Origin of the sequence: Niallia circulans NBRC 13626, from assembly GCF_001591585.1 — a bacterium.
GTDB lineage: Bacteria > Bacillota > Bacilli > Bacillales > Cytobacillaceae > Niallia > Niallia circulans.
Genome location: NZ_BCVE01000001.1, coordinates 75,964 through 92,861, shown reverse-complemented (window position 1 = coordinate 92,861; position 16,898 = coordinate 75,964). Strand labels below are relative to the sequence as shown.

The window sequence follows — 16,898 nt, the reverse complement described above, 5'->3', positions numbered from 1 at the left end:
GATAATTTTGCAACTTTTATTATATGAAAATAGTTGCAAACAGCCGTGTTGTCAATTGATTTTTCCAAGAATAATCGAAATTAATTAAGGATAGTTTTAATGTTGAGTCCTTATACCTATGAAGAAAAAAGATTCAAAGACATTGCCTTTGAATTCAATTTTTTATTGTTTAGTAATTTGATAGCCGTTTTTTCCTGATTTTTTCATATGATACATAATTTTATCAGCGTTTTGCATTAATGTTTCGATATCCCTCCCATGATATGGATAGATACTGATACCGATACTGCAAGAAATAGAATAAAGTTTATTGTCCATTCGAAGAGGATGATTAAAAATAGCAAGTAATCTCTTAGCGTAATTTTCTAATTCATGTTCTGTATTCATATCCTTAATGATAAGAATAAATTCATCTCCACCCAAACGACATAAAAAATCAGTTTCTCTTATTGATCCTTTCATTCTCGCTGCAAGGAGTTTTAATGCTCGATCACCGTATTTGTGCCCTAATGAATCATTTATTTGTTTAAAGTCATCAATGTCTATAAATAGTAAAGCAAATGAATGGCTTTCATTCTGGAATTCTATTAATTCAGACATGGTTTTATGAGTAACCTAATATCTCCTCAACAATTGAATTGGAATACGTAAATTGCCAATGTTCGTTTAATTGCCATATCCAGTCACTTACATGTTCAACAAGTATACGAAAAAAATCAAGAGATGGCGTATCATTTACATTCATGGTTATGTCCCCTACCAAAAATAATTATAGGCAAATAGGTATTTTCTGTATTTTCTTTTTTAAAATTATTATATCATTGTCAGTCTATTATTAAAAGATTTCCTCTTTTTCAAGAGAAGTATGGACTATTTCATTTTGTTTTTTGCCAAATATACAATTCTATTATAAATAGAAAAAAGTTTTCTAAAAATGTGGTACATGCTCTCCTTATTGAATACGTTAATTATAGACGTTTATATTAGGAGGATCTTTATGGATAGTATTTTATATTATATTGCCTTGGGTTTGTCTTTAGCAGCGCCGATAGGACCAGTGAATGCTGCTGTTATAAACAGAGGGCTTAGATATGGATTTCATCATGCGTGGGTTCTGTCGTTAGGTTCTCTCCTAGGTGATGTATTTTTTATCATTCTCGTATACTTTGGCGTAGCAAAATTGGCTAATATCCCAATTGTTCAAACTTTTCTTTGGTTGTTCGGTGCATTTGTCCTCATATATACAGGGATAGAAGGTATCATGACTAAAACTAGCACTATATCAAGGAGTGGTAAAGACAATAATTCTATGTTTCGGTCATTTGTTACTGGATTACTGATGAGTATTATGAATCCGCTATCGATTATCTTCTGGCTAGGAATATATGGATCTATTTTAGCCTCTACTATACATAATTTTAGTACAAGTACGGTACTTCTATACACGGGATGCATGTTATTTGGCGTAGCGATTTGGGATATTACCGTATCTGTACTGGCTAGTTTTTTCCGAAATGTCGTATCTGAACAGCTAATCACTATTGTTAGTAGAATTTCTGGACTTATTCTTATTCTATTTGGAGGATATTTTGGGATTCGGGGAATTCAGTTCTTTTTATAATTGCAGCTGTTTCTTTTATTCTCCAGCAGAATCAATTCCTTTACTATATAGAGAAAAGTTGTCTAAATAATAGACTATTTGAAATGAAAAGTGACTATTAGAAATGTCTCCTAACATTATATAAGGCAATTTTAGGATCATTTCTAATAGTGCACTACTTAAAGAGCTTTCGATTGAACCAAACCTTCTAATTGCTCTTGGATATTTTCTGTAACCATTCCTCCATGAAAGCAAACTATTTGTTTAATCGGATAAGCTAAAAGCTTTTTTAGGGATTGAATCGCAAGCTCCATATTTGGTGTGTTTACTGGATCTGGATGCTGTAATCGGCCATCTTCAGCAAGTAAGGCATCTCCAGCAACTAAAGTACCGGATCTTTTATGAAACAGGCTGATATGTCCTGGCGTATGTCCAGGTGTATGAATAATCTCTATACCTCCATCTATGTCTAATAGTTGGTTATCATGTAGAGAAGCAGTAACTTTTGCCTTTGGTGGATGGAGATAAATAAATTTAAATGGATCAGGAAGTGATTCCCATTCTTTTTCGCTAAAATTATCAGGATTTGCTTTTAATAAAGGTATATCCCCTTCAATAAAAGGTATATCTCCTTCATGTGCGTAAATTGTTAAATACTGCGTACAAGCGGTTAATATCTCTGGTAAGCTACCTATATGATCAATGTCTTGGTGTGTTAACAAAATTCCCGTTAAGTCCTCCAAGGATTTATTTGCTTTAGCCATCACTACATTTATATCTTCCATAAACCCAGGCATTCCTGTATCGATTAATAAGGTTTGTTTTTCATCCCATATAAGGGTTGGGTGAATGACAAAGGAATTTTTTTCAATCGTCAAGATCTCTATTCCTTTTAATTCTGCCATAATATTGTTCCCCATCTCTGATAGTTTTTTTATAAGTATAGCGTTTTCGTTTTAATTAGTAAAATATAAATTTGTAAGTATGGGGATGATGTTTAGATTTGAAATAGGCGAAGAAATAAATAGGTTAAAAATCGAAGCGGCTCGGCGCTCGCTCCATGGTAAAAGAAGTGTTTTCAGTTTGCAGACGATTCCTCCAAACTCCTTTCTTAAAATAAAGAAAACCCAAACGATTATCCGAAAATCCTCTTAGTATCTCCGTATAATCGTTCGAGTTTATCTTGGTTGGAAAACTTAGTCCCAGCCGCTTTCTTTTCTTATTTCATTAATTTACAAATATTATTCGTAAATTCGACAGGATCTTCAATAGACAGACCTTCAATCAATAGGGCTTGATTATATAAAAGGTTTGTATAAAGTGCCACTTTATCTTTGTCCTTTTCATAAGCCTCTTTTAATGATTGGAAAATTTCATGATTTTTATTAATTTCTAACACTTTGTCTGCTTTGATATTTTGATTGTCCGGCATCATACTTAACACTTTTTCCATTTCAATCGAAACTTCCCCTTCAGCAGTTAAGCATACAGGATGTGATTTTAAGCGTGTAGACACTTTTACGTTTTTGACTTTGCCAGAGAGAATCTCCTTCATGTAATCAAACAACGCTTTGTTCTCTTCCGTTACTTCTTTTTCCTCTTTTTCTTCCTCTTGATCAAGTCCTAAATCTCCACTTGATACAGATTTAAATTCCTTCTCTTTATATGCTGCAATCATTTTTATCGCAAATTCATCAATATCATCTGTTAAATAAAGAATTTCAAAGCCTTTATCTGCTACTAATTCTGTTTGTGGAAGTTTTTCGATACGATCAATCGAGTCACCAGCTGCATAATAAATGAATTTTTGATCTTCTGGCATTCTTTCTACATATTCATCTAATGATACTAGTTTTTTCTCTTTAGATGAATAGAATAAGAGAAGATCCTGTAACATTTCTTTATTCATCCCGAAATCATTGTAGACTCCGAATTTGATTTGTCTTCCAAAGGAGTTATAGAAGGATTCATACTTTTCTCTTTCATCCTTTAAAAGGCTGAGGAGCTGGCTCTTAATTTTCTTTGTTAAGTTCTTTTCAATCCGTTTTAATTGACGATCATGCTGCAGCATTTCTCTTGAAATGTTAAGGGATAAATCTTCAGAATCAACCATCCCTTTGACAAAACTAAAGTAATCTGGCAGCAAGTCCGCGCACTTCTCCATAATTAAGACACCATTTGAATAGAGCTCTAGGCCTTTTTCATACTCTTTAGAATAATAATCAAACGGTGTTTTTTCAGGAATGTAAAGTATTGCATTATAACGAATTGCTCCGTCTACACTAACATGAATATGCTTCAATGGCTTATCATAGCCATAACGTTTTTCTTCATAGAAATTTTGATAGTCTTCTTCTGTTAACTCATTTTTATTCTTTTTCCAAATGGGAACCATACTGTTAATGACTTGTTCTTCGCTAACTTCTTCATACTCATTTTCTGTGCCTTCTTTTAGCTTACTTGTCGTTACATCCATTTTAATTGGGTAACGGATAAAGTCAGAGTATTTTTTAATAATCGATTTTAAACGATATTCTTCTAAAAATTCATCATACTGCTCTTCTTCTGCATTTTCTTTAATTGTAAGGATAATATCGGTACCGATTGTTGATTTCTCCGTTTCTTCAATGGTATAACCATCAGCACCTTTTGACATCCATTTATAAGCTGTATCACTATTCAGTGATTTAGTAATAACGGTTACTTCATCTGCGACCATAAACGCTGCATAGAAACCTACACCGAATTGCCCAATAATATCATGGCCATCCTTCGCTTCATTTTCCATTTTGAAAGCAAGGGAACCACTTTTAGCAATTGTACCTAAATTTGCTTCTAATTCTTCCTTTGTCATTCCAATACCAGTATCAGAAATGGTTAACGTACGGTTTTCTTTATTAGCAGTAATTTTAATAAAATAATTATCTTTTTCAAAATTAATAGAGTCATCTGTTAAAGCTTTATAATAAATTTTATCAATTGCATCACTAGCATTTGAAATTAACTCACGTAAGAATACTTCCCGCTGCGAATAGATGGAGTTGATCATCATTTCTAATAAACGTTTGGATTCCGCTTTAAATTCTTTCGTTTCGATCAATTTTCCTGCACCCTTTCTTCTTTATCTTATGTAATAATATTAGCACTTAAATGTGATGAGTGCTAATCTATTAATTAAATATCATATTTCATAAGGGATGTCAATTAATGTTATTATAGAGGAAAAGAATGATTGATGTGGTTGGCACATAAGAACTTTATGGAATATAATTGCCACTAAGGATTGTGAAATTGGTGGTTAACAGGCCTAAAAATACCAAAAAGGAGACACAATTTTAAATGTGTCTCCCATCAACTTAATAAGAACTTTTAGTAGCTACCTTTTTATCTACCATTCCACTTATTAATAAGGGTCAGCTTCATGGCTTTTCTTCACTGCATCTTTTGTTGCTTCATTGGCATCTATTGTTCCTTGCCCATATTTTGATTGACCTGCTTCACGCCCTGGAACATTATCCTTTGCCGTTTCTTTCATCTCTTTCATTTTCGTTTCGATGCCCTCTTTCACACGGCGGCCATAATCTTCATCTGCTTGTGTAAAGTGTTCAATCATCGCATCTTGAATTTTTTTATCACAGATTGCCAGTGCTTCCGATAGGTTTTTTATTAATTCTTCGCGCTCCCAATCTTCAAAGCTTCTGTATGTGTGACCAGCTTGTCCATAGTTATTAGGCCGGTCTATTGGTGCACTCATCGCCGCAGCATTATAGGTCGGCTGATGAGGTAGCCGCTCTTCTTTCCCTGCCTCTTTAAAACCACCAAGCATAGATGGTTCATAGTTGATATGTGGGTTTTCCCCAGATTCTTTCGGATCACGTACATCCATTTGGCCGCGATGTTGATTTGTGCGCACAGTTGCTTTTGGTGCGTTTACTGGTACTTTCAGATAATTTGCACCAACACGATAGCGTTGAGTATCAGAGTAAGAGAAGGTGCGCCCTTGTAACATCTTATCGTCAGAAAAATCCATTCCATCTACCAGTACACCAGTACCGAAAGCAGCTTGCTCAATTTCGGTATGGAAATCGACCGGATTACGATCGAGGACCATACGCCCAACTGGCAACCATGGGAATTTATCTTCTGGCCAAAGCTTCGTATCATCGAGAGGATCAAAATCTAGTTCTGGATGATAATCATCCTCCATTATTTGCACGTAAAGCTCCCATTCTGGATAATCACCACGCTCGATTGCTTCATATAAGTCTTGTGTCGCATGGCCAACGTTCTTGGCTTGAATAGATTCTGCTTCCTCTTGCGTCAAATTGCGAATGCCTTGTTTTGGTTCCCAATGGTATTTTACTAATACTGCTTCACCTTGTTCATTTACCCATTTATAAGTGTTTACCCCAGAACCCTGCATATGACGATATGTAGCTGGAATACCCCATGGTGAGAAGAGGAAGGTTATCATATGTGTAGCCTCAGGAGTGCGGGAAACAAAATCAAACATACGTTGTGGGTTTGGTACGTTTGAAACTGGATCTGCTTTAAAGGCATGTATCATATCTGGAAACTTCATGGCATCACGAATAAAGAATATCTTAAGGTTATTTCCAACCAAATCCCAGTTTCCATCTTCGGTATACATTTTTACAGCAAATCCACGTGGATCGCGTGCTGTTTCAGGTGAATCCTTCGCCCCAGCAACAGTAGAAAAACGAACCATCAGTGGTGTCTTCTTCCCTGCTCCGGAAAATACTTTTGCACGAGTATACTTTTCTACCGGCTCATTTCCTACTTTTCCGTAAGTTTCAAAATAACCAAATGCTCCAGAGCCTCGTGCATGTACGACACGCTCTGGCACTTCTTCACGATCAAAATGGGAGATCTTTTCAATAAAGTGGTAATTCTCAAGTGTAGCAGGGCCGCGATTCCCAATAGTACGGATGTTTTGGTTATCTAATACAGGATGTCCTTGTCTTGTTGTTAATGTTTCTCGATCCTGATCTTGCCCCTTTTCATTATTCATATCTTTTTTCTCTGCCAAAAAAATAACCTCCTAGTATTTAGTCATTATTAGTTGTATCCAATATATGCTAATTCATGCTATTGGAAGTAAATGATGGGTATAACTATTTAAATAAATATTGGGGTTACTGTATTATTTTTTTACTATCTTTCTCAAAAAACTTACATGATACGAACAAAAGCATGAAATATTAAGTGTATTACATGCTTTTGTCTATTTACTTTTACCCATTAATTTCTTGGTTAACCTATTTATATACATGCAAATTCTGGTATAGGAATGAAAACATATTTTTAAAGATATCAAATGGAAGAAATTTTTTAAAACTATGTAACTTGTTGTAAGTAACAAGGTAAGGAAATTAGATCAATATTGATAAGAAGTTCTTCGGTTTGCTGGTTTTAATCGATGATAACTTTATCTATTGGGTCAGATTTTTTCTAGAAAAAAGTTATTGTACTTCTTCTTTACATGCCTCCACTTTATGTACGCAAATAGTGTTACCAGAATAAGGTTGGATATGCACAAGAAAAAATAAAAAACCACATCCAAAATGCGGTTTTTAAAGATGGAGAGACATGCCAGGAGCGTCTTGTTCTCTTTCTATGAATCCTAATTTTTTATAAAAGGGATGTTTTCCTTTAGCCGAAAATAATTGAATGGATTGAATACCTGATTGTTGGCATTTAGATACGAGCTTTTCGATTATTTGCTTCCCCAATCCTTTGCCCTGCTCATTCGGATCAACCATTACATCACAAATTAATGCTTGATATACTCCATCTGATATCATGCGACCAAAGGCGATAAGTTTTTTATCATTATCATTATAAATAGAAACAGAATACCAGCTGTTTTTTGCTGCTTCATACAACTGCTCCCTGGTATAGTTTCCTTTCTTGTTATTTAATAAACCGCTGTCCTCATGTAATTGAGCAAACTTTGTGAATGATGGCAGCTCTTCTGTTATAAAATATTTCATGGTTCTTTTCCCCTTTAATCGCCGAATCTTCATATTTATATTTATACATTATTATGAATTAATATTCAATTGTTTTTTATAAAAAAAGCATATCTTTTTCTGATATGCTTTAAGAGGTTATTAAGTATTTTTTTTTGCTTTTTTTCCTTGCCAAATTACCAAGATAAAATACCCAAACATGAAAACAAAGAAAATAATGGACGATGTTAAAGTCTTCATCTCTTCTGACATAGGCAAAGGTTTTACTAGAAGGTTTGGAAGATAGAGAATAACAGGGAAAAAGACAACCCATGATTTACTCCACCAAGCAAACCAGCATAAATAAACAAAAGGAACAATTAAGAAAAGGAGTTGTTTAGTTACCGTATCAATCATGTATACTGGACCATAATTATTCCCGTAGAACATTAACACAAAAAACATTCCTATAATCAATAATTGTAAGGGAAATATTAAGGCAAATGCTTTTTTATTTGAGCTATTTCTTGATGAAATGTAACGAAATATGACAACGTACATCCCAAGCATGAAAACACTTATAAATAGAGAACCTAATCCAACTAATAAAGATAATTGATTTTCCCCTAAGATAATTTTCCCGATTAAGGTATAGGCAATTAAGCTAATAAATACATGTGGTAATAGTTTCCCCCATTCGATTAAATCCGTCTGCATTTCATTTGCTAAACTTTCCATATATGCTTTCGGGGAATTTCCTGTTATTTCCGATATATTCTTTCCATTTGCTTCTGCTTCTTGTAAATGATCGGTCAATTCTTCGACAATCTCTTTTATTTCCTTTTCTTTTTTTCCCGTTGTTAATAAATATAGATGTAAATTTTCCACAAAAGTTTCTGCTTCTTTCGATAATTTCACTTACTTCTCCTCCCTTATATCTTTTAATAACCAATGTACACTTGTTGCCAGTTCTGTCCACGTGTCAGCAAATTCATCTAAGACTTTAGCTCCTTTATCCGAAAGGGAATAATATTTGCGCTTTGGACCAGATGGAGATGCTTTTGTTTCTACTGTAACAAGCTCTTCCTTTTTCATCCGTAAAAGTACAGGATAAATACTTCCTTCACTAATCATGGTAAATCCATAAGCTTCTAATTTTTCAATCATTTCATAGCCATAAATCTCTCCTTTTGAAATAATTGCAAGTAAACATCCTTCCAAAACTCCCTTTAACATCTGACTTTTTGACATGGACATATATCCTTTCTATTCAGGCTATATTGTTTAACAAGATAGCGGTTATATTGTATAGCAAGATTCTATCTTTAAACATATCTTACCATATAGTATTTTGCATTGCAAGATAGTTTTAAAAATTAGGCTCATCTTTTTCCAATTAGCTTTCATAGTGGACTTCCACTCGTTCATACAGTAAGGAGAAGGAGGTGGAGTAGTGAAAAAAGTTATTAAAATCTTGTTTTTACCCTTTCTGTTTTTAATTACTGCTTGTTCAGCCGATCCAGTTCGAGAGGATTTACTTGAATATGTAAATGAGGATATGAAAACAGCATTTGAATTAGAGGTAAAGGCTGTTTCTGCATACGATTCAGTTTCAGGTATTAATTATACGGATGATTGGACTATGTATGATACAATCCAAACGACCGTTATTCCCAATTATAATGAATTTATTAAAGAGTTGAATTCAGTACAAGTGGAAACAGAGGAATTAAGAGAAATTCATGAAATATATATCGAAGGCGCTGACACACAATACAATGCATTTGTGAAAATACTTACAGCGCTAGAAACACAGGATATCACACTTGTAGAAGAGGCAAATGCTATGCTGGAGGAAGCTCGTAAACTAATTCGACAATATATGAATGAACTAGATAAACTTGCGAAAGAGCATGAAGTGGAATGGGATGATAGTACAGTGAGTGAATCACTTTAATCCTTTATAAAAAGAAACTGAGCGGTAAAAACAAGGTCTTTGCCGCTCGAATATGTGTATTATTCTGGTTTAGCCCCTTTATTCAATTGGTTATAGAAAAGAATTCCGCTTAATAGTAAAAGTACTCCGAAGCTAAATGTTTTAATATCTGCAGTTCCTGCAATAATTACCCATATAGAATAAATGGTTGCAATGATTCCAATAGCAAAGTCTACTTTTCTCGATTTCATGGAAGTATACGTTTCTCCTGAAATAACTAATTTTAATTGGAAGATTGACGAAATTAAATAAGGAACAAGATAGCTTAATGTGGCAATATAAATGATAAAGTCAAATGCCTGCGAAATACTTCTTGAAACGGTGGAGAAAATAAATAATTGACCTAAAATATTGGTCACGACTAAAGAAAAGGTTGGAATACCTTTTTTATTTTCCTTTAAGAAAGCAGGAATAAAAATTCCTTGTTTAGCAGCAGCATAAGGTACTTCTGCACTTAACATAATCCATCCGATTGTAGAGCCAAATAAGCTGATTAATCCGATAGCTGCTAGTATTTTACCGGCAATTGGTCCTAGTACAGCTTCGATTGCATCGATTAAAGGCTTTTGCGAAGCGATTAATTCATTTTGAGAAAGAATTCCCATAACAAGTGTACTAATTCCAATATAGATTGCTAATGCAATTAATAGTCCAATAATGGTTGCTTTTTTAACATCTGCCTGTTTTTTTGCACGTGAGGCAAAAACGACGGCAGACTCTACCCCGATAAATGCCCATAATGTTGTAATAGCTGCACTGTTGATTTGCCCGAATAGACCAACCGAATGACCTGCTGCATTAACTTTCGGTTCAGCAAAAGGAAGGATATTGCTTGTTTCAAATGCAAATAAGGCAATAATAATAAATAGCATAAAACCGATTACTTTTGCAGAAGTAGCAAGTATATTTAATTTCCCGGCATTTTCTAGCCCGTTTAAAATGATCCAATGGGTTCCCCATAATAAAATGGTACAAACAAGGAAGGTTAACGCATTTCCCACGTAAAGGGTAAAAGAGCCAACATGGAATAATGCTGCTTCACTTGTTAGAATAGGGAAAAAAGTGGATAAATAGCCAGCAAAAGTAGTAATAATGGCAACATTACCAGCTAAATTTCCAATCCAATATCCCCATGTTGACATAAAACCAGATAAAGTAGATTTTTTGGACCCTCGTTTAAATAACTCTTTCGCATAAATTTGTGGTCCACCTGTTAATTTTGGTTTGCGTATGGCTAAATTTCCAAATACTAAGGCTGTGACTAACACACCAAATCCGGTTAATAACCATGCAAGAATAACGCCAGCTGGACTTGCAACTTCCGCTAATGAGCGTGGCAGCATAAATATTCCTGAGCCAACCATATTTCCAACGACTAAGGATATTAAGATCCCCAGTCCTAATTTTCCTTTTGTGTTCATATTTGTCTCCTTTATGATGTATTTTGCTCATGCTAGGACATAGGAGATTTACTTGAAGCCTTATATCTGTATACAATCCATTGTATTTTTATTATTTCCAAGGCATAAAAAAAAACACACCTTTAAATGGTGTGAAATTCGAAAACACCATCAGATAAACAGGATAGTTCATCATAGTAAGATCCTATGACAGTTCTGCACCTATTCGTATGCAGACCCAGCTACTATTATCAGAGAATAATAGTGCTTCGGCGATATTTCCTTTCAAAAGCAATCAATAAGCTCTCTGGCTTTCCCTCTTTTTACTAATAAAAATCGCGACCTCTACCTCATCTCGAGCTGATAAGGATTTTATTATGAAATTACATGTACTAGGTTACGAGATATGACCATCAATGTCAATGGATATATAAATAGAAGGAAATGTCGCTAAATTCGCAATTATAGATTCTTTCATCGTTTATTGTTTTAAGAGCTCTCTAAAAAACATTGTCAATTTTAAATTTTTCTAAACAAACAAGCTCTGCTTTAAAACAGAGCTTGTTTGTTTAGAAATGTGGAGTTTACGATGAAATCTATAATTAAAATTAATCTATTACATCGTTCAAGTGTTTAATGAATCGTGAAAGTATCTTCATATGTCTCTCCCTCTTTCTGCCATTTTACAGTCATTTTATAAATATGCCCTCTTTCCGGACTATTCCCTAAATAAAATTCTGTAGCAAAAGGATGCAGAGTAGTGACTGACCCATCTATATCTGTTCCTTCCACAAAGGAATCAGTTTGTGCTAATATCTCATCGTTATCCGTAAATGTTAATTCTTTTACTTCCACTTTTTGTTTATCTAATTGTTTTAATTTACCCTGCCAGCCTGTTGGCTCACTTGGGTCTATATTTTTCTTATAAGTATACTTCCACATGCCATTGTCTGACTTACCAGAAATGGAAAGAGTCGAAGCATATACATAAACACTTGAAAAAATAACAATAAGGAAGACTGAGCAGGTGATTAGAAACTTCTTCTTTTTCAAAAAATACTCTCCTTTTCATTTAATCGGTAATACAAGAACACTCCAATCAGAATTTCAAGCAGCGGTGCTTTTCCCTAGTTCGAACTTTTAATTTACAATATTTGTATGCGCGAACATATAAATACATTGTATCACCAATTTTTTCATAACTGAACATATAATAAGGAATATGTTAAAAACTCCAATTGCACTTTTTCAGCGTCTTCCCCGTAACAAATAATTCATACTTATTCTTATCTTAGTAAACAGTTGTAGTAAAAAGGAATATAAAAGACCACAGGCAAAGACCTTGAATTTAAAGGTGTTTGTCTATGGTCGGATGCTCTATTTTGAAACAGTGCTTGCTTCTTTCTATTTATAAAGTTGTAATAATTGGTTTATCTTTTGTAATAATTACAGTGTGCTCATACTGGGCAACATAGCTTTTATCTTTAGTAGTAAATGTCCAGCCATCATTTTCTTCATCTACTTCCTCCGAACCGGTTGATATAAATGGTTCGAAAGCGATTACCATTCCATCTCGAAGCAGTTCTGTATCCCATGAATCAAAATAATTTAGAATATGATCTGGTTTTTCGTGAAGAGATGTTCCAATTCCATGTCCTGTCAGGTTTTTAATTACCGTAAATCCGTTCTTTTTTGCTGTGTTGTATACAAACTTTCCAATACGATTCTTCTTCGCTCCTGGTTTGAAGCATTTAAGCCCTTCTTCAAAAGCTTCTTGTGCTACTTCACAGAGTTTAATAAGCTTAGGATCGCCATTTCCTACTACAATCGATTTTCCAGTATCAGCGAAATATCCATTTTTGCTTGCAGAAACATCAATATTAACTAAATCTCCTTCTTGAATGACACGATCTCCTGGGATTCCGTGTGCGACCTCTTCATTTACAGATATACAAGTATATCCTGGGAAATCGTACATTTCTTGAGGGGCAGAAACCGCACCATGTTCGGCAAATAACTTTCCAGCCAGATTATCTAATTCTTTTGTCGTCACTCCCGGTACTGTATTTTTTATTAATTCCTCTCTGATAATGCTTACGATTTTCCCGATTTCTTTTAAACCGTTAATGTCTTGTTCACTTTTTACTATCATATAAATTCTCCTTGTTTATATCAGTTCTCGAATCTTTTTCGCGTATACTATTATATGCTAAATAAAGCACTAAGTAAAAGAAATTCCATTATTATCGCCAAATAAAAAAGAAGAACAGAGAGATGGCTTATTCTTTTTTAACGTTCTCAATTATGTTGGTTTAAATATTTAGTGAAGTTATTTTGCTAATAAAGCGTTGTTATCCATTGGTTATAAATAAGTTTTCATTTTTCTAATTAAAATCACATATCATCTATTTTTTTTACATAGCATGTACAAGAAAGGATGTGGGAAAGACGAATGTTCAGTGTCACCATCTTACTTAGCTATATCTTGCTAGGATTTACATTAGCTGCTCCGATTGGTCCAGTAAATTCCGCGAGAATTGACAAAGGAATAAAAAATGGTTTTTGGCATGCTTGGATAGTTGGTTTTGGATCCATGCTTGCAGATGGTGTTTTTATGATATTGGTCTATATAGGCATGGTTCATTTTCTTGAAATAGATATCATCCAAATTTTTCTCTGGCTATTTGGGGGCTTTATTTTGGTTTATACCGGGATGGAAAGTATTGTAGGTGCCCAACATCTTAAATTAGATTCCCTTCGAGGAAAAGATTCTTTGTTTAAGTGTTTTTTAACAGGATTTATCATGTCTATAACTAGTCCGTTATCTATTTTATTTTGGCTAGGTATATATGGCTCGATATTAGCAAAGACGGCCCAAGAAAATGGGACTAGTTCTTTATTGATATACAGCAGTATGATATTTCTTGGTCTTACTTTATGGGACTTGATTGTAGCTGCTTTAACTAATAGCTTTAGACGTTTTCTTACAATTGGAACTTTAAGAGGCATTTCCATTATTTCTGGTGCTTCCTTAGTTATATTTGGCGTGTACTTTGGTTATCAAGGAATGATGAAATTATTCTTTTCCTCATAAAAAGATGGGGCATGTTGCGTAAAAACAACATGCCCTATCTTTTTAATCAGCTAATCCCCATACGGAAACACTCTGCGCATCAACAGGAAATTCACCGTATCCATCTTCATCTATTGTCACGTGATCTTTTCTTGTGTTCGTAAAGTCAATCCATTCTTCTCCCCTTCGTGATTCACCAACAAACATTTTCTTGAATCCATCATCCTTATTGGATATGACAACAGCACAACCGGATTTTTCTATTTCAGCTTCTCCATGGCGAACCCAGCCAATTATATTTGGATTATCAAAATAGTCATCCTGTTTGCCGTAAGCTTTTTTCTTGCGAACATATAATAAGGGATCAATGGCTGCCTTTTTTCCTTCTATTGGCGCATCCCCGCCAATTCCAAAATAATCTCCGTAAAATATAGTTGGATAGCCGTCTTTTCGAAGTAAAATAAGGCTATAGGCAATTTGTTTGAACCAATCTTCTACCCATGATTCTAACGATTCATTTGGCTGTGTATCATGATTATCAACAAATGTTACACAATTAAGAGGATTTTCTTTTACTAACGTTCCCTCGAAAATCGTTGATAAATCAAAGTTACTTCCTTCCATAGAAGCAGTGTGCAATTTATAGTGTAGCGGGACATCAAATAAATCGATTTTGTAATCCATTTGCTCTAAAAATTCCTGACATTCTTGCAGATCAGCTTTCCAAAATTCACCTACGAAATAAAAATCGTCTTTTTCTTTCAGCAAGGAAGTGGCGAATTTTTTTATAAAATCGTGGTTTATATGTTTAATAGCATCTAATCGATAGCCATCACAATTTAGTGTTTGGTAAAGCCATTTTCCCCATGAAATCATTTCATTTTGGACAAGCTCATTATTATAGTCAATGTTTGCAAACATTAAATAGTCATAATTTCCAAATTCATCATCGACGTTTGAATTCCACATTTTATTATCGCCTACAATGCGGAATACCCCTTCTTTGTTTGTTTTATTATCATAATCGGTTCCGTTAAAATGCTGGAAGTTCCACTTAAAGGATGAATAAGTATCTCCTCTTCCTGGAAAAGTGAATTTTGTCCATGCTTCGATATCATGTGGCTCTGATATCTCTTCTTCTCTATTTTCCGGATTCACTTCAATTGCTTTAAATGTTTCTTTCTCATCAGCTGCTGCTTTATGATTCATTACCACATCCACATAGACTTGGATTCCGACATTATGACATGCCTCAATTGCTTCCAGTAATTCTTTTTTCGTTCCATATTTTGTACGAATACTGCCCTTTTGATCAAATTCTCCTAAATCATATACATCGTAAACGCCATATCCATTGTCTTCATTGGAGGCAGCTTTCGTCACAGGTGGAATCCAAATGGAATCAATACCAGCTTCCTTTAATTCTCCTGCTTTTTCTTTCAATCGGTTCCAATGTTGACCATCTGCGTCTAAATGCCATTCGAAAAATTGCATCAATGTCTGATTTTCCATCTATCATTTCTCCTACTCCATAAAATTTGTAGCTTTTCTCACAATGAAAATTATTGAGAAGCTTTCATATGAAGTAATACTACCCAAAAATATTATTTTTCAAGCATAGTTGAAAAAGAGTATAAAAAGAATATTATAAAAAAAGTAAATATTTTCTATTCTTTATTTTTACTAAAATTTAATTACTATAGAATTATTAAATATAAAAAAAGTACTTCCAATATAAAGACTCATATAGTGAATATGCGGAATTATTATTGATTTGAGTTGTTATTATTTTAGTCTTATTTTCAACGTTTCATCGTTTTTTTGTCATTAGCATTTTACCTAGACCCTGGGTTCTCTATGATGGATGTATTACTAATTCAACAAATTTAAAACAATTGTATAGTTATTTTCATGTTGATTATTCTTTATCTACTTATATTCAAGACCAATTCTCAAAAAAAAAGGCGATAACAGTAGAGAAATTGTCTATGCTTTCTTATCTTATTATGAATAAGTTGAAATTAAGAAAAGGAAAGGAGTGAATAGAATGTCAAGAAAAGATTATGACAGCGCTGGTAACCAAAGTTACTTTAAGGGTTCTTCTAAAAATAGAAGAAATAATGGCAGAACAGAGGTGAATGTTGATAACGATTTTGACTTAGATAATGATGTACGTGCGGATGCAGATTCAGATGCTGAAGCAGAAGTTAGAAATAAGAATACCAATACTGCTCGTGTTACAAACTCTGGGAACTCACGTGTAGATATCCGTTTGAATAGCAGAAGCAACGCACGTGTTAGAGCAGATCAAGAAACTGATCAAGATAATGATCAAGACCAAAACACAGATATCGATTTTGATTAAGTAATAGTGAAGTGGGGTACATAAGTACCCCACTATTTAAAGGATGATAATATGGTTAAAAAAAACAACAATTCTATTCGAAATGAAGAAAGATTAAGGTCCTGGGGTTTTTCTAAAACTTTTAATAGAATTAACAATGATAATGAATCGTTTAACACTATAAAAAGTAGTGGAAATTCAGATGTTGATTTGGCAGTTGAAGTAAATATTGATACGACAGCAATAGGCTTTGCTATTTTATGCTCCCTTCTTGCTACTGGGCAAATGACAGATATAGAATTTCAAAAGGCTGTAAAAACACTAGAAAAATTAACGAAAGAAAAAATGGGAAATTTTTATGGTAATAGTGTAAACGATGTGGCTAATGCAAAACTATATAATTTAAAAAGATTATAGAGCGGTGAGTTTACTTGGCTGCTCTATCCTACATAACTTTTAAATAGTTTTATCGCTTTTTAGTTAAGGTCTTACTAAATGAACTGCACTTCTTTT

Annotated in this window: 16 protein-coding genes and 1 riboswitch; of the genes, 5 read left to right on the top strand and 11 right to left on the bottom strand. The window is 33.9% G+C overall.

Translation table 11 applies throughout. From position 1 onward, the window contains the following. Window positions 1-162 precede the first annotated feature (162 nt). On the bottom strand, window positions 163-600 hold the full coding sequence (locus BCI01S_RS00585) for a diguanylate cyclase domain-containing protein (RefSeq protein WP_061796126.1): 438 nt from the start codon (window positions 598-600) through the stop codon (window positions 163-165). Between the two features lie 397 nt (window positions 601-997). On the opposite strand from BCI01S_RS00585, the gene BCI01S_RS00580 reads away from it, so the two are divergent. After that, a complete protein-coding gene (locus BCI01S_RS00580; protein ID WP_047940676.1) occupies window positions 998-1,621 on the top strand; it encodes a LysE family translocator in 624 nt (207 codons plus the stop codon). A gap of 158 nt (window positions 1,622-1,779) precedes the next feature. Here BCI01S_RS00580 and BCI01S_RS00575 read toward each other — a convergent pair whose 3' ends face one another. The 6 genes from BCI01S_RS00575 to BCI01S_RS00550 all read right to left on the bottom strand — a co-directional run bounded on the left by BCI01S_RS00575 (window position 1,780) and on the right by BCI01S_RS00550 (window position 8,823). Then, entirely contained in the window at window positions 1,780-2,505 is a 726-nt protein-coding gene (locus tag BCI01S_RS00575) for an MBL fold metallo-hydrolase (RefSeq protein WP_047940677.1), read from the bottom strand. 314 nt (window positions 2,506-2,819) lie between these two features. Continuing rightward, a complete protein-coding gene (gene htpG / locus BCI01S_RS00570; protein WP_082138447.1) occupies window positions 2,820-4,697 on the bottom strand; it encodes a molecular chaperone HtpG in 1,878 nt (625 codons plus the stop codon). A 306-nt stretch (window positions 4,698-5,003) separates the two neighbouring features. Continuing rightward, on the bottom strand, window positions 5,004-6,632 hold the full coding sequence (locus BCI01S_RS00565; protein ID WP_235844426.1) for a catalase: 1,629 nt from the start codon (window positions 6,630-6,632) through the stop codon (window positions 5,004-5,006). A gap of 562 nt (window positions 6,633-7,194) precedes the next feature. Next, window positions 7,195-7,614: a GNAT family N-acetyltransferase gene (locus tag BCI01S_RS00560; protein WP_061796118.1), complete on the bottom strand. Its 420-nt coding sequence runs from the start codon at window positions 7,612-7,614 to the stop codon at window positions 7,195-7,197. A 120-nt stretch (window positions 7,615-7,734) separates the two neighbouring features. Beyond that, window positions 7,735-8,490 carry a DUF1129 family protein gene (locus BCI01S_RS00555; protein WP_061796113.1) on the bottom strand — a complete coding sequence of 252 codons (756 nt, stop codon included), beginning with the start codon at window positions 8,488-8,490 and terminating at the stop codon, window positions 7,735-7,737. Continuing rightward, on the bottom strand, window positions 8,491-8,823 hold the full coding sequence (locus BCI01S_RS00550) for a PadR family transcriptional regulator (RefSeq protein WP_047944618.1): 333 nt from the start codon (window positions 8,821-8,823) through the stop codon (window positions 8,491-8,493). Window positions 8,824-9,025: 202 nt separating this feature from the next. Between BCI01S_RS00550 and BCI01S_RS00545 the strand changes: the two genes are divergently transcribed. Next, window positions 9,026-9,529: a hypothetical protein gene (locus BCI01S_RS00545; RefSeq protein ID WP_047944619.1), complete on the top strand. Its 504-nt coding sequence runs from the start codon at window positions 9,026-9,028 to the stop codon at window positions 9,527-9,529. Between the two features lie 59 nt (window positions 9,530-9,588). On the opposite strand, the gene BCI01S_RS00540 is transcribed toward BCI01S_RS00545, so the two are convergent. From BCI01S_RS00540 to map, 3 genes are all read right to left on the bottom strand, one after another. Next, window positions 9,589-10,989 carry an amino acid permease gene (locus BCI01S_RS00540; RefSeq protein WP_061796111.1) on the bottom strand — a complete coding sequence of 467 codons (1,401 nt, stop codon included), beginning with the start codon at window positions 10,987-10,989 and terminating at the stop codon, window positions 9,589-9,591. Between the two features lie 156 nt (window positions 10,990-11,145). Then, window positions 11,146-11,324, bottom strand: a riboswitch (Lysine riboswitch). Window positions 11,325-11,601: 277 nt separating this feature from the next. After that, window positions 11,602-12,021: a hypothetical protein gene (locus tag BCI01S_RS00535; protein WP_047944621.1), complete on the bottom strand. Its 420-nt coding sequence runs from the start codon at window positions 12,019-12,021 to the stop codon at window positions 11,602-11,604. Window positions 12,022-12,376: 355 nt separating this feature from the next. Continuing rightward, complete coding sequence (map, locus tag BCI01S_RS00530) at window positions 12,377-13,120, bottom strand: type I methionyl aminopeptidase (RefSeq protein ID WP_061796110.1); 744 nt, start codon at window positions 13,118-13,120, stop codon at window positions 12,377-12,379. 300 nt (window positions 13,121-13,420) lie between these two features. On the opposite strand from map, the gene BCI01S_RS00525 reads away from it, so the two are divergent. After that, on the top strand, window positions 13,421-14,062 hold the full coding sequence (locus tag BCI01S_RS00525; protein WP_061796108.1) for a LysE family transporter: 642 nt from the start codon (window positions 13,421-13,423) through the stop codon (window positions 14,060-14,062). A gap of 42 nt (window positions 14,063-14,104) precedes the next feature. Here the strand turns inward: BCI01S_RS00525 and BCI01S_RS00520 are convergent, their stop codons facing one another. Next, a complete protein-coding gene (locus tag BCI01S_RS00520; RefSeq protein WP_061796106.1) occupies window positions 14,105-15,553 on the bottom strand; it encodes an alpha-amylase in 1,449 nt (482 codons plus the stop codon). Between the two features lie 526 nt (window positions 15,554-16,079). Here BCI01S_RS00520 and BCI01S_RS00515 point away from each other — a divergent pair. Both BCI01S_RS00515 and BCI01S_RS00510 read left to right on the top strand, forming a co-directional pair. Then, on the top strand, window positions 16,080-16,406 hold the full coding sequence (locus tag BCI01S_RS00515; protein ID WP_156485375.1) for a hypothetical protein: 327 nt from the start codon (window positions 16,080-16,082) through the stop codon (window positions 16,404-16,406). A 51-nt stretch (window positions 16,407-16,457) separates the two neighbouring features. Further along, window positions 16,458-16,802, top strand: coding sequence for a hypothetical protein (locus tag BCI01S_RS00510; RefSeq protein ID WP_235844415.1), 345 nt, complete (start codon window positions 16,458-16,460; stop codon window positions 16,800-16,802). The last annotated feature ends 96 nt before the right edge of the window (window positions 16,803-16,898 follow it).

What these genes read in the sequence shown, in the direction of transcription:
- BCI01S_RS00580 (WP_047940676.1), top strand. Translation starts at nt 998, where the DNA reads ATGGATAGTATTTTATATTATATTGCCTTGGGTTTGTCTTTAGCAGCG.
- BCI01S_RS00550 (WP_047944618.1), bottom strand. Translation starts at nt 8,823, where the DNA reads ATGTCAAAAAGTCAGATGTTAAAGGGAGTTTTGGAAGGATGTTTACTT.
- BCI01S_RS00560 (WP_061796118.1), bottom strand. Translation starts at nt 7,614, where the DNA reads ATGAAATATTTTATAACAGAAGAGCTGCCATCATTCACAAAGTTTGCT.
- map (WP_061796110.1), bottom strand. Translation starts at nt 13,120, where the DNA reads ATGATAGTAAAAAGTGAACAAGACATTAACGGTTTAAAAGAAATCGGG.
- BCI01S_RS00575 (WP_047940677.1), bottom strand. Translation starts at nt 2,505, where the DNA reads ATGGCAGAATTAAAAGGAATAGAGATCTTGACGATTGAAAAAAATTCC.
- BCI01S_RS00585 (WP_061796126.1), bottom strand. Translation starts at nt 600, where the DNA reads ATGTCTGAATTAATAGAATTCCAGAATGAAAGCCATTCATTTGCTTTA.
- BCI01S_RS00540 (WP_061796111.1), bottom strand. Translation starts at nt 10,989, where the DNA reads ATGAACACAAAAGGAAAATTAGGACTGGGGATCTTAATATCCTTAGTC.
- BCI01S_RS00520 (WP_061796106.1), bottom strand. Translation starts at nt 15,553, where the DNA reads ATGGAAAATCAGACATTGATGCAATTTTTCGAATGGCATTTAGACGCA.
- BCI01S_RS00525 (WP_061796108.1), top strand. Translation starts at nt 13,421, where the DNA reads ATGTTCAGTGTCACCATCTTACTTAGCTATATCTTGCTAGGATTTACA.
- BCI01S_RS00510 (WP_235844415.1), top strand. Translation starts at nt 16,458, where the DNA reads ATGGTTAAAAAAAACAACAATTCTATTCGAAATGAAGAAAGATTAAGG.
- BCI01S_RS00565 (WP_235844426.1), bottom strand. Translation starts at nt 6,632, where the DNA reads ATGAATAATGAAAAGGGGCAAGATCAGGATCGAGAAACATTAACAACA.